The organism is Microbacterium sp. bgisy189 (assembly GCF_965345345.1).
Lineage (GTDB): Bacteria > Actinomycetota > Actinomycetes > Actinomycetales > Microbacteriaceae > Microbacterium.
The window spans coordinates 466111-485781 of record NZ_CBDRMZ010000002.1 but is presented as its reverse complement, the minus strand read 5'-3'; the positions used below and the strand labels follow the sequence as shown (position 1 = coordinate 485781).

Genomic DNA, 19671 nt, shown 5'->3' with positions numbered 1-19671 from the left:
AGTTGTCGCAGCGCTGCGGTGTCGGGCGATCGCGACGTTCTCGCGGCTGGACGAGCATGCATCGCCCGGAACGAGTGACCGCTATTAACCTTCGGCGTTGTCGAAGAACTCGACGACGCACTCTCTTCAAGGCCTAGGGTTGTCGTTCGGGAAACGGGTCAGGCTCTCTAATTTGCACACGGTAGGCTGTTGGCGATGGTCTCTTCGGCCCGGACTCCGCGCTCCGTGACGCTGAATGAGCAGTTGTTGATAATGAGGCTCATTACCAGCGTCGGTTTGGCGTTGTTGCTGATGCTGGGTCTGGCCGCGACGGGTCACACGGAGGCGGACGGTTCGACTCCTGTTCCTCTGGTGATTTCTGGGTTGATGGACCCGCATGTCGGACCCGTGGCTGATGCACCGGCTGAGCATGAGGCGGTCGCCGGTGGCGTCGCTTCTGGGCCGAACGTGTTGGTGGGCGCTGCGCTGTGCATGTTGGGCGTGTTGTGCGGGCTGACGTTGATGGTGGTGCTGCGGGGATTGTGGCGTCGGCGGATGCCTCCGGTTCTCGGTGACGGACCACGAATGCCTTCGCTGCTTCCGGCGCCGGCCGCCCGTGCTCACCCAATTGTCTTTTCGCTGACGCAGTTGGGTCTTTCCCGAACCTGACATCTGGCACGCCGCCCTTCCGGGTGGCGCTTCGTCCCGGGCTGCGTGCCCGGGTTCTGTCCTGTGCCGTGTCTTGGTTTGGAGTACCCGATGAAAACCCCTGTGAAGGCGACACTCGTCACCATTGCCGTTGTGGTGGTGATGGTGGTCGCCGCGTTGATCTACGTCCTTGTCAATCAGAGCCAGTCCGCTCCACCTTCATCTGGGGGAGGTGATGCATCCCCGCAGGTGGTGCGGGAGAGCTCGCATGTCCTCGACGACGGCGGGGAGGGCGCTGTCACCCTGGTGGAGTTCCTCGACTTCGAGTGTGAGGCGTGTGGCGCGTTCTTCCCGATCGTGGAGGATCTGCGGGAGCAGTTCGCGGGGGAGATCACGTATGTGGTCCGCTACTTCCCGCTGCCGGGCCATTTCAACTCGAAGAACGCGGCGGTCGCGGCGGAAGCGGCCGCGCAGCAGGATCGGTTCGAGGACATGTATGTCCGGTTGTTCGAGACGCAGGCGGAGTGGGGTGAGGCGCAGGAGTCTCGCGCCGATCTGTTCCGTGGCTTCGCGGAGGAGATCGGTCTGGACATGGCCGCCTATGACGCCGCCGTGGCGGACCCGGCCACGACGGAGCGGGTGGAGTTGGACTTCGAGGAGGGCCAGGCGCTTGGCGTGAGCAGCACCCCGACGTTCTTCCTCGACGGTGAGCTGCTCGAGTTGCAGGCGTGGGACGACCTCGAGAACGCCATCCAGGCTGCGGTGAACGGTGCTCGGTGATGCGGGCGGGTTTGACGCATCGGCGGGCGATCATCGTCGGCGCCGGGCAGTCCGGGCTCGCGGTTGCCGCGGCTCTGAGCGCGGAAGGGCTGCGGCCGCAGCACGAGTTCGTGGTGATCGACGCGGCCAGCACGGGGCAGCGTTCCTGGTCTTCACGGTGGTATTCGATGGAGCTTCTCAGCGACGCACGGCATAGCGCGCTGTCTCCGCGGCGGCTGCTGGGCGACCAGCGCCGGCATCCGCGAGTGGATGAGATGGCCGACTACCTCACCTTCGTGGAAGCCGGGCTGGGCGTGGAGACGGTCTGGGGCATCCAGGCGACCGGGGTGGAGCACCGCGGGAACGGCTCGACTCTGCTGCTGTCGACGACGGCGGGGGAGGTGCAGACCCGCAACGTGATCTGCGCGACGGGCGCGGCCGCGCACCCGCGGATTCCGGAGTGGGCGTCTCTGCTGACGGTGCCCGGGGTGGTGCTGCACAGCAGCGAGTACCTGTACCCGAAGCAGATCCCCGCCGGTGACGTGCTCATCGTGGGCGGCGGCAACAGCGGTGTGCAGCTGGCCCGCGAACTGTCCGCGTCGCACACCGTGACGCTGTCCGTGAGAACCCGGCGGCAGCATCGCCCCGCGATGAGCTATCCCGCCGCAGCCGGGGAGAGGGTGCCGCTGTTCTCGCGGGAGCGTCGCCCCGAGCCGGTCTTCGGCGACAGCTATGAGCAGCTGCGCCGCGCCGGGGTCACGATCGCAGCTGCGGTGCAGGACGCGGCCGGCGCCGTTGTGACCTTCGCTGACGGCACGCAGGCATCCCCCCGTTCGGTGATCCTCGCCACCGGCTACACCCCAGGCGACGACTGGCTCCCCGAATCGGCCCGCGTCGACCGGCCGCGGCGCACCCTGACTGGCCTGCCCGGCCTGTTCGTGGCGGGGATGCCGCAGTACGGCGGCCGCGGCTCCGACACCCTCGCCGGGGTGTGGAAGGACGCGACGACGATCGCCCAGCACATCATCAACCGGCCCTGAAAGGACCATCGCTTTGACCACCGTCACCGATCACGAACACCCGCACCGATCCGGCTCACGGAGACGCGTCCTCCTCCTGTCCACTCTGACGTCGCTGTTGCTGGCCGCCGGGCTCCTGTTCGCCACCGCGGCGCCCGCAGCCGCGCACGATGAGATCGTCTCCTCCTCCCCGGAAGCCGGATCCACGGTCAGCGTGGTCCCGGAGGAGATTTCGCTGACGTTCAGCGGCGAGATCCTCACCGATTTCAGCGCGGTGATCATCGAGGTGGTCGCCCCGGACGGGCAGAACATCGCATCGGGGGATCCGGTCATCGACGGGACCACGGTCACGCAGGCGGTGACGCCTGGTCAGGCGGGCGTGTACACGGTGCGGTGGCGGGTCGTCTCCAGCGACGGCCACCCGATCAGCAACGAGTACCAGTACACCGTCGAAGCGGTCACCGTCCCCACCAGCGCCCCCACCCCCGAAGCGACCGAGGAGCAGACACCCGACCCGTCTCCGACGTCCACCGACACCACCGGCAATCCTGGTCACGGTGAGCCCTCCGGGGGTGGGGAGCTTCTGCCGATCTTGGCTGTCGCTAGTGGCGTGATCGTGCTGGGCGGCGCGCTGGTGGTCGTGCTCATGGTGGCCAGAGAGCGTCGTCGCCGCGATCGAGCAGCCGCAGCCGCGGCTGCCGCGGATGGTGGACCCGCCGACGACCAGCAACAGAAGGAGAACCCCTCATGAAATGTCCGGTCGACGGAGCCGCCCTGCTGATCACGGAACGCTCCGGGGTCGAGATCGACTACTGCCCGCAGTGCCGGGGGGTGTGGCTGGACCGTGGCGAGCTCGACAAGATCATCGATCGTGCCGCCGACCTCGCCGGTGGCGGCCGGCAAACCAGCACCGCCCCCTATCCGCGGGAGGGCGACCACCGTTCTGACCGCGACAGGGATCATCATGGTCGCTCCGGGCGTCGGCGGAAGGAAGGGTTCCTCGGTGACCTGTTCGACTTCTGACGCCAAGGGTCTCTTCCTGATAGCCGGTCTGATGGCCGGGGTATCAGTCGCCCCCACGAACGCACGAGGAGCCGCTGATGGTTCGTGAGCAGACCCGGCGGTTCGCGGTCGCGTGCCTGGCCGCGGCTGTGGTGGTCCTGGTCGACCAGGCGACGAAGGCGGCCGCTCTGGGAGGGTTGAGTCAGGAGGAGCGGATCCCGCTGCTCGGGGATCTGCTCGGGCTGCAGCTCGCGTTCAACCCCGGCGCGATCCTTTCTCTCGGTGCCGGGGTCACCGGGCTGCTCACTCTCCTCGGGGTCGGTGCCGTGGTGTTGCTGGTCGTGGCCGCCGCGCGGGCGCGGACCGGATGGTGGGCGCTGGGGATCGGGCTGATCCTGGGAGGCGCGATCGGGAACCTGATCGACCGGCTGTTCTCCCCTCCTGGGTTCGGGGTCGGGCACGTCACCGACTTCCTTGCCTACGGGAACCTGTTCATCGGCAACCTCGCCGACGTCGCCCTCGGCGCTGGCGTCATCGTGCTCGGCCTGAGCCTGTGGGTCCGTCACCGCCGCGCCCGCGCGAGCGCAGCGGACGGTGCCACGACCGGTGCGCCGCCCGCTGCGGGCTCCGTGGTGAGCGGGTCATGATGGCCAAGCAGCGCACTCCGTCCGTGTACCAGCGGAACGCGTTCGCGCCGGGGCTGCTCGCGGCGGCGGTGTTGTTCCTCGCGCCGGTGCTGATGGGCGGGGACTGGTTCACGGTGGTGCTGTTCGTCGCGGCGATCTTCGCGGTCATCGTGGGGTGGTTCGCGATCCAGGCGCGGCAGTGGTGGTGGCTGCCGGTGTTTGCGGTGGTCGTGGTGATCTGGAACCCGGTGTTCCCGTTCCCGTTTTCCGGCCCGGTGTGGACGGCCGCGCAGCCAGTCGCCGCGGTCGTGTTCCTCGTTGCCGGCGCCCTGATCAAAGTCAAGCGCGCATGATCCGCCGCCACGTCCTTGTCACTGTGACGCTGGTCGCGGCGCTGCTGCTGGCCGGGTGCACGTCCGGCGACTCGCTTGCGCAGCAGTATCGGGACGGGAACGAGAAGGGCTACATCGCTGGCGACTTCCAGGTCGTCGAGATCCCGGATCCCGACCGCGGCGAGCCGGTGGTGTTCGAGGGGGTCACCGAGACCGGCGAGACGGTGACCAGTGACGACTACCGCGGCGGAGTGCTGGTGGTGAACTTTTGGTACGCCGCGTGCGGGCCGTGCATCGTCGAAGCCCCGATGCTTGAGGAGGTCTGGCAGGAGTATCAGGACCAGGGCGTCGCGTTCCTCGGGGTGAACACCTACGACCAGCCCGCGACGGCGCTGTCGTTCGCCCGGGACAACAACGTCACGTATCCCAGCGTGATCGACGTGAACGACGGGCGGGTCAAGCTCGCGTTCGCGCAGGTCACCCCGATCCAGGCCACCCCGACCACCCTGGTCATCGATCGGGATGGACGGGTCGCGGCGCGGATCATCGGACAGCTGGCCAGCGCGTCGATCCTGTCCACCCTGGTCGCCGACACGCTCGCCGAGGACAGCTCGTGAACCCGGGTCAGGTGATCGTCGACGGCGCCCTGTGGGTTGCGATCCCGGTCGCGATCCTCGCCGGGCTGGTCTCGTTCGTGTCCCCGTGCGTGTTGCCGCTGGTGCCCGGCTATCTCGGCTACCTCGGCAGCACCACCACGACGACCGCGGCCCCCGCGGTGGACGGGGGGCGCACGGTGACGGCGGAGCGCGCTCGGCTGCTGCTGGGCGTGACACTGTTCATCGCCGGGTTCACCGTGGTGTTCGTCGCCGTCACGATCCTCGGCGGCACCTTCGGGTACCTGCTGCTGCAATACGCCAATGTGCTCACTCGCGTCTTCGGGGTCGTCATCATCGCTCTTGGCCTGGTGTTCCTCGGGTTCTTCGGCATCGCCCAGCGCACTCTCCGCCCCCGCGCCCAGGGCAGGGCCGGCCTGATCGGGGCGCCGCTGCTCGGGTTCGCGCTCGGCGTCGGCTGGACCCCCTGTATCGGTCCGACGCTCGCGGCGATCATCTCGATGTCGTGGAACCTCGGCGACCCCGCCCGCGCCGGCCTGCTCGGGCTGGCGTACTCGCTGGGTCTGGGCATCCCGTTCCTGATCCTCGCGGCCGGATGGGGGTGGGCATCCCGCTCGGTGATGTTCCTGCGCCGCCACATCCGCGCCCTGAACATCATCGGCGGGGCCATGCTCATCGCCCTCGGCCTGCTGATGGTGACCGGGCTGTGGACGGCGCTGATGTCGCAGCTGCAACAGGTGGTGATCAATGTCCCCCTCCCGCTCTGACACCGGCACTGACGTCACCGCCGACCCGCTGCGCCCCGGCGACCACGCCGACAGCGAATCCGCGATCGAGATCACCCAGCCGGCGCTGGGTGTCACGGGGTGGTTGCGGTGGGCCTGGCGGCAGCTGACCAGCATGCGCACCGCACTGGTGCTGCTGCTGTTTCTCGCCATCGCTGCGGTGCCGGGGTCGCTGTTCCCGCAGCGCAGCGCCGACCCCAACGGCGTCATCCAGTGGGAGCGGGACAACCCCGACGTGTTTCCGCTGGCGGATGCGGTGGGCCTGTTCGACGTGTATCTGTCGCCGTGGTTCTCCGCGATCTATCTGCTGCTGTTCACCTCCCTGATCGGCTGCGTGATCCCGCGCGCCAAGCACCACTACAAGGCGCTGCGCTCCCGCCCGCCGCGAACCCCGGCGCGGCTGTCGCGCCTCTCGGAGTACCGGGAGCTCACGTTGCCGGCGGGGGAGGGGCGGACCGACGCGGCCGGGCACGCGGTGGATGTCGCGGCGGAGCAGCTGCGGCGTGCCGGGTACCGGGTGGAGCGATACGACGCCCGCGGAGCCGCGTCGGTGTCGGCCGAACGCGGCTACCTGCGCGAGACCGGCAACCTGATCTTCCACGTCGCCCTCGTCGGCGTGCTCGTCTCCGTGGCGATCGGCGGGTCGTTCGCGTACACCGGGCAGCGGGTGGTGGTGGAGGGCACCACATTCGTGAACGCGCTCAGCGACTACTCCTCGTTCAACCCCGGCCGTTTCGTCGACGGCACCCGCCTTGCCCCCTACTCGCTCACCCTCGACGACTTCCAGGTTTCCTACCGTCTGCCCGGCACACCCGGCGCAGGCCAGGCCGGCGACTTCTCCGCCGATGTCACGATCCGCCAGCCCGGGCAAGACGACCGGTCGCAGAGCGTGATCGTGAACTACCCGATCACCGTCGACGGCGACCGCATCTACCTCCTCGGCAACGGCTACGCCCCCACCCTCACGATCCGCGACGCCGCCGGCGAGGTCGTGTACAGCGAGTCGCAGCCGTTCCTGCCGCAGGACTCCAACATGACCTCGCTGGGGATCATCAAGATCCCGGACGGGCTGCCCGAACAGGTCGGGCTGGTCGGGTTCTTCTACCCCACCCAGGGGGTGCTGCCCTCCGGCGCGTTCACCTCCGTCTACCCGGACGTGGTCAACCCGGTGCTGACTCTCAACGTGTTCAGCGGGGATCTCGGCATCGACGACGGAACTCCGAGGTCGGTGTACACGCTCGAGGTCGACGGTCTCACCCAGCACACCGGCGGCGACACCGCCGCCGACTCCCTTGAGCTCACCCCCGGCGCCACCGTCGACCTGCCGAACGGGTGGGGCACGATTACGTGGGAGGAGGTCACGGCGGAGGAACCGGTGAAGCGGTTCGCGTCGCTGCAGATCCAACGCGACCCCAGCAGCGGCTGGGTGCTCGCGTTCTCCGTGCTCGCCACCCTCGGCCTGTTCGCCGGCCTGTTCGTGCCCCGCCGCCGGCTCTGGGTGAATGCCCGCACCACCCCGGATGGTGTGCACGTCGAGTACGCCGGACTGGCCCGCGGCGAAGACCCCGCTTTGGCGCGCGCCGTCGACGAGTTCGCGACCCGCCACGCGCACGCCCTCGGCGTAGACCAGCAGGCGAAGGACACACCGTGACGACCGTGTGGATCCCGGACGCCCCGCCGACCCTCGGCGGGTTCCTCACCCCGGCCCCACTTCCGGCTCCGGTGCTACCGCTCCTCGCGGGACTCCTCGCGGTCGCCTACCTGGCCGGCGCGATCCGGATGTGGGTCCGCGGCCGCGGCTGGCCCGTGTGGCGGACGATCAGCTTCCTGCTCGGCTGCGTCGCCCTCGCCGCGGTCACCGGCCTGGCGGTGGAGAACTACGGGTACGCCCTGTTCTCGGTGTTCATGTTCCAGCAGCTCACCCTGATGATGGCGATCCCGCCGCTGCTGGTCCTCGGCTCTCCTGGCACCCTGCTGCTACGCGCCACCCCGCACCACGGCCCCGGTCTCCTGGTGCTCCGCGCCGCGCATGCCGGGCTACGCAGCCGCACCGCACGGTGGCTTCTCAGCCCGTGGCTGGCGGTGCCGCTATACCTGGCCGCGTTCTACGGTCTGTACCTGGCGAACTTCGCCGACCCGATCCTGTCCACCGTCACCGGCCATACCCTCCTCGAGGTCGGGTTCCTGGTCGCCGGGATGCTGTTCACCATCCCGATCCTGTCGTCGGACCCGCTGCCGGTGCGGATGAGCCACGGCGGCCGCGCCCTGGACGTGTTCGCCGAGGCCGCCCTGCACGCCTTCTTCGGCGTCTTCCTGATGATGGCCACCACTACCCTCATCGACGGGTTCGCCGGCCCGACGAGCGCGCTGGGCATCGACCCGATCGAAGACCAGCGCCTCGCCGGCGGGCTGGCCTGGTCCTACGGCGAGGCCCCCACATTGCTGATGCTCATCTACGTCATGCACCGCTGGTTCCGCGACGACACCGCCCAAGCGGTCGCCGCCGACCGTCGCGCCGACGCACACGGCGACCCTGAGCTCGACGCGTACAACGACTACCTCACCCGACTCCACCAGAAAGACACCTGACCGATGCGCACGACCCTGCCGACACCCGCCCCGGCCGCCGCGCCGGAGCAGGAGACGCCGCGCCGCACCGTGGCGGCATGGTCGCTGCCGGTGTGGGCGGCGGTGCTGGCATCCGCTGCCGCCGGCATTCTGCTGGATCTCGCCTCCGCACCGGTGGGGTGGTGGCCGTTGACGTTCGTGAGTGTCACGGTCGCCCTGGTGGCCCTGATCGGCCGCAGCATCGGTGGGGCGCTGCTGGTCGGCACTGTGTTCGGCGCCGTGTTCTACACGACCCATCTGGTGTGGGTGGGGGAGTTCCTCGGCCCGGTGCCGTGGCTTGCCCTCGCCGGGCTGGAAGCGGTCCTGTTCGGCGCGGGCGCGGTGCCGATCGCGCTCGCCTACCGGTGGACCGCCCGCTATCCGGCCCGCGGCCTCGTGCAGCTGCTCGCGGTGCCTCCGTTGATCGGGGTTCTGTGGACGGCCCGTGAGGTGGTGATGGGTGCGTGGCCGTACTCCGGGTTCCCGTGGGCGCGCCTCGGGATGACCCAGGTGGGCGGCCCGCTCGCGGAGGCCGTGTCGTGGACGAGCGTGACCGGCCTGTCCCTGCTGATCGTCATTCTGTGCGCCTCGGTGGTGCAGTGGATCCGCGCCGGCGGCATCCGCTTCATGCTCGGGTTGCACCCTGCTGTGAGCGTCGCCGCTCTCCTGGTGATAGCGCCGCAGTTCCCCACCGCGCCGGCCGGGGAGTTCCGCGTGGGATGGGTGCAGGGCAACGGCCCCACCGGGTACTTCGACGACAAGGCGCCCGGCGACGTCCTGGCCGCACAGACCGCCGCCACGGTGCCGCTGTACGGGCAGCCGATGGATCTGCTGGCCTGGCCGGAGGGCGGCGTCGACGCCGACCCGCTCAGTGATCCCGCCGCCGCCGAGGCGTTGGACCGGGTCGTGCGCTCGGCCGGGGCGCCGTTGCTGATGAACGCCGCCACCACCCGCGGCGACGATGTCTTCAACACGTCCCTGCTGTGGACCGCGGATCCCACGGGCCGGCAGTGGCACGACAAGGTCAACCCGGTCCCGTTCGGGGAGTACGTGCCGGACCGGTGGTTCTACGAGCTGATCGTCCCCGACCTGGTGGGCTTGATCCAACGCGAATACACCCCCGGCAGCAACCCGCCGCTCGTGCAGGTCGGCGACGTCGGGGTGGGGTTGGCGATCTGCTTCGACGTGATCTACGACGCCGTGATCTGGGACGGCGCCCGCGCCGGCGCAGAGGTGTTCGTGTTCCAGACCAACAACGCCGACTTCCGCGGCACCGACGAGAACCTGCAGCAGCTCGCGTTCGCCCGGATGCGCGCCATCGAAACCGGCCGCGCGGTCGTCAACGTCTCCACGGTGGGCACCAGCCAGGTCATCGCCCCGGACGGCACCACCGTCGACAGCATCGGCGTCGACACCGTTGACGCGTCGATCACCACCGTCCCGCTGCGCACCGGACTCACCCCGGCGGTGATCCTCGGTCCCTGGCTCACCGCTCTCATCGTCCTCGCTGCCGCCGGCGCTCTCACCGCGGCGGGGTTCTCCCACCGTGCCCGCACGCGTGCGGCCGCCGCAGATCGTTCGACTGATCCGGGGAGGCACCCATGAACACGCCACGGATGAGGCCTGCCGGAGGTCGACTGGCCTGGTCGCTGCGAACGCTGGCGACGGGCAGCGATCTCACCCTTCCTGGTGACCTGACGGCGGAGGAGTGTGGGTGCGCGCCCACGCCCGCGGAGAGCCGCGCATTCCGGGCCGGGGTGAGCCGGCGCACTCTGCTGACGGCGGGAACATTGAGCGCGGCCGTGGACTCGCTGGCCTGGCTGGAAGCGAACGCGGGCTGACCGATGTGCACGGATCTACCGCGCCACCCCGCTCGCGGGCACCCCCTGACCGCAACGACGAAGAGGACGACCCTGCCATGACCGGAACCGACGCGCTCTCCCTCGACGGCATCTCACTGCTGCTGGTGTGGACGGCGATCGCCACCTACCTGCTCGCGTTCATCGCGTACACCATCGACCTGGCCGGGCGCTCCGTCCCCGCCAGTGTCCCGCAGCGGGAGCCGGTCCTGGCCGGCGCTACCGCACGGGCGGGCCAGCAGACGGACAACGCCCAGAGTGGGTCGGTGGACAGTGTTCGCACGCCGCCCGCGCAGCGTCAACGGCTGCTGTGGGCGCGGATCGGGACGTCGCTGACGGTCCTCGCGTTCCTGTTCCACCTGGCCGGCACCATCCTGCGCGGGATCGCCGCGGAGCGGGTGCCGTGGGCGAACATGTACGAGTTCGCGTTGACCGGCACGGTCTTGATCGTCGCCGTCTACCTGCTGGTGCTGCGCCGCTACGACCTCCGCTTCCTCGGTGCGTTCCTGATCGGCATGGTGGTGCTGCTGCTGGGTGGCGCGACGGTCTCGTTCTACGTCGAGGTCGTTCCGCTGATGGATCCGCTCAAGAGCGTGTGGCTGGTCATCCACGTCTTCGTCGCCTCCCTGGCCACCGCGCTGTTCGCGATCGCCTGCGGCATCTCCATCACCCAGCTCCTGCAGGCCCGCCGGGAGCGCCGCGCCCGAGCATCCTCGGACACTGCCCGGGCCGCCGGTCTTGGGTTTCTGCGCACTCTGCCCACCGCCGACGTGCTCGAGTCCCTCGCGTACCGGTTCGCGATCGTGGGGTTCGTGTTCTGGACGTTCACCCTGATCGCCGGCGCGATCTGGGCCAACGACTCCTGGGGTCGCTACTGGGGCTTCGATGTCAAGGAGGTGTGGACGTTCGTGATCTGGGTGCTCTACGCCGGCTACATCCACGCCCGCGCGACCCGCGGCTGGCGCGGTACCCGCTCCGCCTGGCTGTCCATCATCGGGTTCGTCGCGGTGCTGTTCAACTTCACGATCGTGAACATGTTCTTCCAGGGCCTCCACTCCTACTCCGGGCTCACCTGACCCCGCACCCCTGCCCCGCCCTCTTGCCCGAGCCGAAAGCACGCACATGACCCCGATACTCTCGATTCCCGCCACCACGGGTGCGGATGCCACTGAACGCGGACAGCGGTCACTCCGACCGCGACAGGAATGACTCCTCGCGTCTTGCGGGTCGCAGGGCCTGCGATCCTCGGCGGGGTCGCACTCATCGCCTTGGTCGGGGCGTTGTGGTTCGGTGGGGGTGCTGCGCAAATCCCGCTCGGCGACGCCGGCGCTGTTGTGCGCTGGGGGCTTCCGGTCGCGAAACTGGTCGTGAATCTCGCCGCCGCGGGCATGGTCGGTGTGCTCGTGACCGCCTTGTTCACGCTGCGGGCCGGTGAGCGCGAGTTCGACGTCGCCCTCGATACCGCGTCGATCTCTGCAGCCCTGTTCACCGTGGCCGCGGGCGCGACCGGGTTCCTCACGTTTCTCAGCGTGTTCAACCCGGCCATCGACGCAGGCCCCCAGTTCGGTGCCCAGCTCGGCCGGTTCCTCGTCGAGCTCGAGGTCGGCAGGACATGGCTGATCACGACGGTCGCCGGCGCCGCCCTCACCGTCCTGACATTCGCCGTGCGGTCCTGGGTCGGGACGCTTCTGGTCACCTTGGTGGCGGTGGCATCGCTCGTGCCGATGGGCACGCAGGGGCACTCCGGCGATGACGCTTTCCACCACGAGGCGATGATGGCGCTCATCCTGCACATCATCGGCGCTGCGGTGTGGCTCGGCGGGCTCCTGCTGCTCATCGCCGTCCGTCCAGTCCTCGACCGTCGCCGCATCCCCGATCTCGTCGCCCGCTACTCGAGCATCGCTCTGGCCGCGTTCGTGCTCGTCGCCGTGTCCGGCACGGTGCGCGCGGCGATCGGCCTGCAGGAGTGGTCCGATCTGCTCTCGCCCTACGGCGCGATTCTGGGCGTCAAGGTCGTCGCGCTCGTCGGTCTCGGCCTCTTCGGGGCGTGGTACCGCACCCGCCTGATCGGCAGGATGCGCAGCTCCGACGCGGCATCCCGGCCTTTCTGGATGCTCATCGCGTTCGAGCTGGCACTGATGGGTGTGGCCAGCGGCGCCGCCGCAGCGCTGGCCCGCACCCCGCCACCGAACCCGGCCCCGCTTCCCGAGATCCCCTCGCCGGCAGAACGCCTCACCGGTGCCCCGCTGCCCCCGGAGCTCACGATCGAACGGTGGGTCACCGCGTGGAACGTGGACATGTTGTGGGCGGTGCTCGCCGGGTTCGCGATCTTCTTCTACCTCGCCGGGGTGTGGCGGCTGCGTCGCCGCGGCGACGCGTGGCCGGTGTATCGCACGATCATGTGGCTCGCCGGCATGGTGCTGCTGGTCTGGGTCACCGGCGGCGTCGTCAACGTCTACCAGGACTACCTGTTCAGCATGCACATGGTGGGCCACATGCTGCTCACGATGGCGATTCCGGTGCTGCTGGTCGCCGGCGCCCCGGTGACGCTCGCCGCCCGGGCGATCCGCAAACGCGACGACGGCACCCGCGGCGGGCGCGAGTGGATCCTGTGGGCGGTGCACTCGCCCGTCGCCCGCATCCTGACGAACCCGTTCGTCGCGGCCGCCCTGTTCATCGGCTCACTGTGGGTGTTCTACTACACCGACCTGTTCCGCTGGTCGCTATACGACCACCTCGGCCATCAGTGGATGATCGCGCATTTCCTCATCACCGGCTACCTGTTCGCGCTCTCCCTGATCGGCATCGACCCGGTGCCGTGGCGGCTTCCCTACGCGGGCAGGCTGCTGCTGCTCATCGGTGTGATGGCGATGCACGCGTTCTTCGGCATCGCCATCATGATGCAGTCGGGGCTGATGGTCGCCGACTGGTTCGGGTCGATGGGCCGCACCTGGGGTGCCACCCCGCTTGAGGATCAGTACACCGGCGGCGGTATCGCGTGGTCGATCGGTGAGATCCCCACCCTGATCCTCGCGATCACGGTCGCGATCCAGTGGAGCCGCAGCGACGCCCGCGAGACCAAGCGGCGAGACCGGCACGCCGACCGCACCGGCGAAGCCGAACTTGAGGCCTACAACGCACGCCTCACCGAGCTCGCCGACCGCGATGCTCGCAGCCGCAGATAGGGCGCACTACGTGACGACGAAAGAGGAGCTCGCCGACCGCTACGGTCGGGGACCGCGGCCCATCCGCCGCCGCGTGTTCTGGGTCACCGTCGCGACGGCGGCAATCCTGTCTGTCGCCGGGCTTTCGTGGCTGACTGTCTCGAACTCGCTCGACGACGTCGGATTCGACGAGACCGGATACGAGCTGGTCGATGCGCGCACCGTGACCGTATCCTTCCAAGCCACGCCACCCGCTGGGACGTCGTTCGCATGCGCGGTGCAGGCATTGGATGAGGACTTCGGCATCGTCGGTTGGCGGGTCATCGAGTACCCCGCGTCCGAGGAGATCACACGAGCACTCGTGGAGACCATCCCGACCGTCGCGCAGGCAACGACCGGCACCGTGCAATCCTGCTGGGCCACATAGCCGCGCAAGGGAGGCCGTCGCCTGCGCCGGCTGAGTCTCTCAAGCGGTGGGCCTGTCTTCGTGGTCGATGCCGTGGTGCTCTTTGCCGCGCTCGAAGTTGAGTAGGCGGAGTGCGTTGCCGACGACGATCAGGGTGGAGCCTTCGTGGATGAGTACGACCGCGCCGATGTTCAGGCCGAGGAAGGTGGCGAGGATGAGGAACGCGACGATCGCGAGGCTGGCGATGAGGTTCTGCCGGATGATGCGGCTGGTGGCGCGGCTGAGCCGCACGGCGAACGGGACGCGGCCGAGGTCGTCGCTCATCAGCGCGATGTCGCAGGTTTCCAACGCGACGGTGGAGCCGGCGGCGCCCATCGCGATGCCGACGTCGGCGCGGGCCATCGCGGGGGCGTCGTTGACGCCGTCGCCGACCATCGCGATCGGTCGGTGGGTTTGGGCGAGGCGGGTGATCTGAGCGACTTTGTCCTCGGGGAGCAGTTCGCCGATCGCGGTGTCGACGCCGACTTCCCGGCCGACCGCGTCGGCGACGCGCTGGTTGTCGCCGGAGATCATCACGAGCTGCCCCACGTTCGCGCCCCGGAGCGCGCTGAGCACCTGGGCGGACTCCGCGCGGGACGCATCCATCACGCCGACGATGCCGAGGAACCGGTCGCCACGGCGGACGATCATCAGCGTCTGCCCGGAGTCCCGCGCCTGCGTGTACGCGTCGGCGAGCGTGCCGGTCAGCGCGAGTTGCTGCTCGTCGAACATGCGCAGGTTGCCGACGTCGACCCGCTCGCCGTCGATCGTCGCCGTGACGCCACGCCCGACGACCGCGTTCAGGTCTGTCGCGGTGAGGCGCTCGGCCTGGGGGACGCGGGGCTCGAGGTCGCGGACGATCGCCTCGGCCAGCGGGTGATCGCTGAGCGCTTCGACAGCGACCAGAGTGCGGATCAGCTCGGACTCGGGCACGTCGGCGGCGGGGGTGACGGACGTCACCCGGGGGGCACCCCAGGTCAGGGTGCCGGTCTTGTCGAACGCCATCGCCTTGACCCGCCCGAGCGTCTCGAGCGGGGCGCCGCCCTTGACGAGCACGCCGGCACGCGCAGCACGGGCGACCCCTGCCAGCACCGCGGCCGGGGTTGCGATCGCGAGCGCGCAGGGGCTGGCGGCGACGAGCACGGTCATGGCGAGGTAGAACGCGTCGGGGAACGGTTGCGCGAACGCGAGCCAGGAGATCAGGAGGGTGACGGCGACCCCGAGGATCACGGCGGGCACGTACCAACGCTGGAACCGGTCGATGAACTGCTGTGTGGGGGAGGCGGCCTGGTCGGCGGAGCGGACGAGCTCGACGACCTTGCTGAGCGTCGAGTCCGCGGAGGTCGCGGTGACCTCGACCTCGAGCACGCCGGACCCGTTCACGGTGCCGGCGAACACACGGTTGGCGGCGGGCAGGGTGTCGACGGTGCGCATCGCCCGCTCCGGGTCGGCCACCGGCTCCTTCTCCACCGGAATCGACTCCCCGGTGACCGCGGACTGATCCACCGCGGACACCCCGGAGATCACGAACCCGTCTGAGGGAATGCGGGAGTTCGGGCGGATGACGACGATGTCCCCGACGACGATCTCCTCCACCGGCACCTCCACCGGCTCGTCCCCGCCGCGGCGCACCAGGGCGCTGCGGGGAGCGAGCTCGGCCAGGGACTCGATGGACTTGCTGGCACGGCTGAGGGCGTATTCCTCGAGCGCGTGGCCGAGGCTGAACAGGAACAGCAGCACCGCCCCTTCCGCCCACCGGCCGATGAGGGCGGCGCCGATCGCGGCCACCAGCATGAGGAAGTCGACCTCGAACTTCCCTCGCATCGTCGAGGCGATCGCGGTGCGGAACGTGAAGAACCCACCGAAGAAGTAGGTGGCGAGGAAGAACACCAACGGCCACCCGACCATCGGCAGCCCCAACGCGAACTCGGCGATCATCCCGCCGGCGTAGGTCACGCCCGCGGCGATCGCGAACCACAGCTCCCACCGGGCCGAACCGTGGGAATGGTCGTGCGTCTCCGCAGCGGGCGCGGTAGTCGTCGGGGAAGAAGCAGTCATGCGACCAGGATACATTACAAGATCATGATATATTGTAGTTGTGAATGATTATCGTGGTCGGAGGGCACAATGGTGAGCATGGCCGGTACTGAGACGCGTCGGGAAGCAGGCACCCTGTCCGTAGCGGATGCTGAGCGTCTCGCCGAGATCATGCAGGCACTGGCGTCACCTGTGCGGCTGCGCATTCTGAGCGCGCTGAGTGTTCAGCCGAGCACCGTGACCGACCTCAGCGAACAGCTGCACATCGGACAGACGACCACATCGAACCATTTGCGGCTGCTGCGGCATCTGAGCCTGGTCCTTGGCACGCGCGACGGCCGGCACATCCACTACTCGCTCTTCGACGACCACGTCTCCGAACTGCTCGAGGAGGCCATCGGGCACCTCGAGCATCTGCCCGGCGGAGGATGACGCGCGCTGTGCGCGATGCACCCGTCGATCGCGATCCTCTGCTACGCATCCCGCTCTCGCATTGATACAGCGGAGAATGTATAGTCAGCGTGTGCTGACTCTTACTTCTCGCCTCGATGTGATGAACCGACTGGGTCGGGCGATGGCCGACCCGACCCGTTCCCGAATCCTCCTCACCCTGCTGGATGCTCCGGGTTACCCGGCCGAGCTCGCACGAGATCTCGAGCTGACGCGGACGAACGTCTCGAACCATCTGACGTGCCTACGTGGCTGCGGGCTGATCGTCGCGACTCCGGAGGGGCGGCGCACTCGATATGAGATCGCCGACCCGCATCTAACCCAGGGGATGCGACAGCTGCTCGAGGCTGTTGTCGCCGTCGACGAGGGCGCCCCGTGCATGGATGATCAGTGCGAGTGCTGCGCATGAGCCTCGTCGACCGTGACCTGTTGCCGGTGGCCTGCACGCTGACGCCCGGCGCTGGCGCTGCACAGCTGGCCGCGTGGCAGGAGTTCAATGACGACTACCTCCTGGACCTCGATAAGACGGCTGGCCAGATCACCGTCCACTACCCGAAGATCGACGACGCGACCGCCCGGCTGACGGAGCTGGTCCGTACCGAGCAGACCTGCTGCACGTTCGTGACCTGGTCGATCGACACGACCCACCCCGACCTGCGCCTGACCGTGACCGGCACCGAAGACGCACTGGCCGCGCTCACGTTCCTCGAGCAGACGCCCACCCCCGCAACGAAGGAGAGCGAGCAGTGAGTGAAGAGTGCTGCGGCCCCGACGAGCCGCGCAAGCCCGGCACGGTCCGGCGCATCGAACTGTCCCGGCCTCTCGCGACCGGTGACGCCTGCTGCGCCCCAGAACCCTCCTCCAAGACCACGACGCGAAGCGCGGCACACGAGGCGGGCGATGCCTGCTGCGGACCCGACCTCGCCACTACCGACGCCGAGGCAGCCGAGGAGCCGGAGGTCCGCCCGCCCTGGTGGCGCGACTTCGCCCTGCTCCCCTCCGCACTGTCAGGGCTGTTCCTCCTCGCCGGATACACGTTCGAGTGGACTGGTCTGCACATCCCGGCGCTGGTGCTGCAGTGGGCGGCGCTGCTCGCCGGCGCCTACACATTCGTCCCCGGCGCGATCCGCCGCCTGATCCGGGGCAGGCTCGGCGTCGGGCTGCTGATGACAATCGCCGCCATCGGCGCCGTGCTCCTCGGACACGTCGGGGAGGCCGCGACGCTGGCATTCCTGTTCTCCCTCGCCGAAGCGCTCGAGGACCGGGCGATGGACCGCGCCAAGGAAGGCTTGCGCGCCCTGCTGTCCCTCATCCCCGACACCGTCCGCGTCTCCCGCCTCACCGGCGACATCACGATCCCTGCCGCGGACGTGCGGGAGCTGGACATCCTCGTCGTCGGCGCCGGCGACCGCATCGCGACAGACGGCGTGGTCGTCGAAGGACGGTCCAGCCTGGACACGTCGGCGATCACCGGAGAATCCATCCCCGTCGAGGTCGGCCCCGGCGATGCGGTCGCCGCCGGCTCGGTGAACGGCTCCGCGACCCTGCGGATCGAGGCGACCGCGGACGGCCGCGACAACTCCCTCACACAGATCGTCGCCCTGGTGGAGCAGGCCCACGCCCGTAAGGGCGAGAGAGCACGCCTGGCCGACCGGATCGCTCGCCCCCTCGTCCCTGCTGTCCTGATTGCCGCGGCCCTTGTCGCGCTGTTCGGGCTGCTGGTCGGCGACCCGTGGACCTGGATCGAACGTGCCCTCGTCGTGCTCGTCGCGGCGTCCCCGTGCGCGCTGGCGATCGCTGTCCCGGTGACGGTGATCAGCGCGATCGGCGCGGCGTCGAAGTTCGGCGTCGTGATCAAGTCGGGTGAGGCGTTCGAGCAGCTCGGCACGATCCGCGCCGTCGCCCTCGACAAGACCGGCACCCTCACCCGCAACGAGCCCACCGTCGTTGATGTGCAACCCGCATCGGGCGTCACCCGCGACGACCTGCTCGCGTGGGCTGCGGCGGTGGAAGCGACCAGCACACACCCTCTTGCCGCCGCGATCACCAAGGCGGCGTCCGGCGTGCGTCCCGCCAGCGATGTGGTCGAGGACGCCGGGCACGGCATCACCGGAACCATCGACGGACGGTCGATCCGGGTCGGAAACGTCCGCTGGCTCGATCCCGGTGCCCAGCGGACTACCGCGGAGTCGATGGCCGAGCAGGGGATGACGGTCGTCGTGGTCGAGGCGGACCGGAAGATCGCCGGGCTGATCGGGGTGCGCGACGAGCTGCGCCCGGAATCGGCTGAGACCGTGCGGATGCTGCAAGCGCAGGGCATCGAGACGATCATGCTCACAGGCGACAACACCCGCACCGCCCACGCCATCGCCCAAGAGGCCGGCATCACCGATGTCCGTGCCGAACAACTCCCCGCCGACAAGGCCGCTGCGATCGAGGCGCTCGTTACGCAGCGGCCGACCGCGATGGTGGGCGATGGGATTAACGACGCCCCCGCTCTGGCGACCGCGACGGTCGGGATCGCGATGGGCGTGAAGGGATCCGCGGCGGCGATCGAGTCCGCCGACGTCGCCTTCACCGGCCACGACCTCCGCCTCATCCCCGGCGCCCTCGCCCACGCCCGCCGCGGCCGGCGGATCATGACCGCCAACATCGGTCTGGCGCTGGCGATCATCGTCGTGCTGTTCCCGCTCGCGCTGTTCGGCGTGCTCGGGCTCGCCGGCGTGGTCCTGGTGCACGAGATCGCCGAGGTTGTCGTCATCCTCAACGGCGTCCGCGCCGCCCGTCGCCCCGCTGCACTCCGGCAATTGGCCGCGATACCCGCTCGCGAGCCCGAACACGCCCATGCGTGACTGCGATGCGCGTGTGCCACGCGAGCGAATGGAGCCGATGATGAGACGCCCGAACTCCTGATCCTCGGTCGGAGCCTGACCCATTGCGCGGACGATATTCCGGGTGAACCGGCCCAAGACCGGCCCAACCTGGCGAACGTGTGGTCTTCGACTGGGTATGTCGTGGTAGCGATTCGGGTTCGCAAACAGATTGAGGCCGCTCGAAACGCGCCCTGACCGGGGGATACAAGAAACCCCCGTGCGTAGAAGCCACACGAGGGTCCCAGTGGCTCCGACGGGCGTCGATCCCGTGACCTCACGATTTTCAGTCGTGCGCTCTACCAACTGAGCTACAGAGCCGCATGGCTACCGAAGTCGCCATGTCCGAGACGAAAGGCCCTCTGGATCAAAGGGCCTGTCGCTTGGAGCGACCCTGACGGGACTTGAACCCGCGACCTCCGCCGTGACAGGGCGGCACGCTAACCAACTGCGCTACAGGGCCATGATGTGTTCA

At 69.0% G+C, this 19671-nt stretch carries 20 protein-coding genes and 2 tRNA genes; 19 read left to right on the top strand and 3 right to left on the bottom strand.

From position 1 onward, the window contains the following. Positions 1-195 precede the first annotated feature (195 nt). From ACSF8R_RS05305 to ACSF8R_RS05235, 15 genes are all read left to right on the top strand, one after another. Entirely contained in the window at positions 196-648 is a 453-nt protein-coding gene (locus ACSF8R_RS05305; RefSeq protein ID WP_311292438.1) for a hypothetical protein, read from the top strand. A gap of 90 nt (positions 649-738) precedes the next feature. Then, the gene (locus ACSF8R_RS05300) at positions 739-1407 is read left to right on the top strand and encodes a DsbA family protein (protein ID WP_434810806.1); all 669 of its coding nucleotides are present in this window, start codon (positions 739-741) and stop codon (positions 1405-1407) included. Next, entirely contained in the window at positions 1407-2426 is a 1020-nt protein-coding gene (locus ACSF8R_RS05295) for an NAD(P)-binding domain-containing protein (protein ID WP_434810805.1), read from the top strand. Before ACSF8R_RS05300 ends, ACSF8R_RS05295 begins: the two co-directional genes overlap by 1 nt. 13 nt (positions 2427-2439) lie before the next feature. After that, complete coding sequence (locus tag ACSF8R_RS05290) at positions 2440-3156, top strand: copper resistance CopC family protein (RefSeq protein ID WP_434810804.1); 717 nt, start codon at positions 2440-2442, stop codon at positions 3154-3156. Further along, entirely contained in the window at positions 3153-3428 is a 276-nt protein-coding gene (locus ACSF8R_RS05285) for a zf-TFIIB domain-containing protein (protein WP_434810803.1), read from the top strand. The genes ACSF8R_RS05290 and ACSF8R_RS05285 overlap by 4 nt, the downstream gene beginning before the upstream one ends. A gap of 77 nt (positions 3429-3505) precedes the next feature. Beyond that, entirely contained in the window at positions 3506-4054 is a 549-nt protein-coding gene (locus tag ACSF8R_RS05280; protein ID WP_434810802.1) for a signal peptidase II, read from the top strand. After that, a complete protein-coding gene (locus tag ACSF8R_RS05275) occupies positions 4051-4386 on the top strand; it encodes a DUF6804 family protein (RefSeq protein ID WP_434810801.1) in 336 nt (111 codons plus the stop codon). The genes ACSF8R_RS05280 and ACSF8R_RS05275 overlap by 4 nt, the downstream gene beginning before the upstream one ends. Beyond that, on the top strand, positions 4383-4982 hold the full coding sequence (locus ACSF8R_RS05270) for a TlpA family protein disulfide reductase (RefSeq protein WP_434810800.1): 600 nt from the start codon (positions 4383-4385) through the stop codon (positions 4980-4982). The genes ACSF8R_RS05275 and ACSF8R_RS05270 overlap by 4 nt, the downstream gene beginning before the upstream one ends. Further along, positions 4979-5746 carry a cytochrome c biogenesis CcdA family protein gene (locus ACSF8R_RS05265; RefSeq protein ID WP_434810799.1) on the top strand — a complete coding sequence of 256 codons (768 nt, stop codon included), beginning with the start codon at positions 4979-4981 and terminating at the stop codon, positions 5744-5746. The genes ACSF8R_RS05270 and ACSF8R_RS05265 overlap by 4 nt, the downstream gene beginning before the upstream one ends. Continuing rightward, a complete protein-coding gene (gene resB / locus ACSF8R_RS05260) occupies positions 5727-7415 on the top strand; it encodes a cytochrome c biogenesis protein ResB (RefSeq protein WP_434810798.1) in 1689 nt (562 codons plus the stop codon). Before ACSF8R_RS05265 ends, resB begins: the two co-directional genes overlap by 20 nt. After that, positions 7412-8353: a cytochrome c oxidase assembly protein gene (locus ACSF8R_RS05255; RefSeq protein ID WP_434810797.1), complete on the top strand. Its 942-nt coding sequence runs from the start codon at positions 7412-7414 to the stop codon at positions 8351-8353. Before resB ends, ACSF8R_RS05255 begins: the two co-directional genes overlap by 4 nt. A gap of 3 nt (positions 8354-8356) precedes the next feature. Then, positions 8357-9976 carry an apolipoprotein N-acyltransferase gene (gene lnt / locus ACSF8R_RS05250; RefSeq protein ID WP_434810796.1) on the top strand — a complete coding sequence of 540 codons (1620 nt, stop codon included), beginning with the start codon at positions 8357-8359 and terminating at the stop codon, positions 9974-9976. A gap of 313 nt (positions 9977-10289) precedes the next feature. After that, positions 10290-11306 (top strand): c-type cytochrome biogenesis protein CcsB, encoded by a 1017-nt coding sequence (ccsB, locus tag ACSF8R_RS05245; RefSeq protein WP_434810795.1) that lies wholly within the window; start codon positions 10290-10292, stop codon positions 11304-11306. Positions 11307-11435: 129 nt separating this feature from the next. Further along, on the top strand, positions 11436-13415 hold the full coding sequence (locus ACSF8R_RS05240; protein ID WP_434810794.1) for a cytochrome c oxidase assembly protein: 1980 nt from the start codon (positions 11436-11438) through the stop codon (positions 13413-13415). A gap of 10 nt (positions 13416-13425) precedes the next feature. After that, positions 13426-13821, top strand: coding sequence for a DUF4307 domain-containing protein (locus ACSF8R_RS05235; protein ID WP_045246023.1), 396 nt, complete (start codon positions 13426-13428; stop codon positions 13819-13821). Positions 13822-13860: 39 nt separating this feature from the next. Here ACSF8R_RS05235 and ACSF8R_RS05230 read toward each other — a convergent pair whose 3' ends face one another. After that, a complete protein-coding gene (locus ACSF8R_RS05230; protein WP_434810793.1) occupies positions 13861-15897 on the bottom strand; it encodes a heavy metal translocating P-type ATPase in 2037 nt (678 codons plus the stop codon). A 69-nt stretch (positions 15898-15966) separates the two neighbouring features. Here ACSF8R_RS05230 and ACSF8R_RS05225 point away from each other — a divergent pair, with 69 nt between their 5' ends. The 4 genes from ACSF8R_RS05225 (at position 15967) to ACSF8R_RS05210 (ending at position 19178) form a co-directional block, all read left to right on the top strand. After that, the gene (locus tag ACSF8R_RS05225) at positions 15967-16308 is read left to right on the top strand and encodes an ArsR/SmtB family transcription factor (RefSeq protein ID WP_048809452.1); all 342 of its coding nucleotides are present in this window, start codon (positions 15967-15969) and stop codon (positions 16306-16308) included. Between the two features lie 91 nt (positions 16309-16399). Further along, entirely contained in the window at positions 16400-16735 is a 336-nt protein-coding gene (gene cmtR / locus ACSF8R_RS05220) for a Cd(II)/Pb(II)-sensing metalloregulatory transcriptional regulator CmtR (protein WP_311290355.1), read from the top strand. Then, complete coding sequence (locus ACSF8R_RS05215) at positions 16732-17076, top strand: hypothetical protein (RefSeq protein WP_434810792.1); 345 nt, start codon at positions 16732-16734, stop codon at positions 17074-17076. Before cmtR ends, ACSF8R_RS05215 begins: the two co-directional genes overlap by 4 nt. Then, complete coding sequence (locus ACSF8R_RS05210) at positions 17073-19178, top strand: heavy metal translocating P-type ATPase (RefSeq protein WP_434810791.1); 2106 nt, start codon at positions 17073-17075, stop codon at positions 19176-19178. The genes ACSF8R_RS05215 and ACSF8R_RS05210 overlap by 4 nt, the downstream gene beginning before the upstream one ends. 266 nt (positions 19179-19444) lie before the next feature. On the opposite strand, the gene ACSF8R_RS05205 is transcribed toward ACSF8R_RS05210, so the two are convergent. Together ACSF8R_RS05205 and ACSF8R_RS05200 are read right to left on the bottom strand one after the other, a co-directional pair. After that, positions 19445-19517: transfer RNA gene (locus ACSF8R_RS05205), tRNA-Phe, on the bottom strand. Between the two features lie 68 nt (positions 19518-19585). Beyond that, positions 19586-19659 (bottom strand) — tRNA-Asp (locus ACSF8R_RS05200). Positions 19660-19671: the final 12 nt, after the last annotated feature.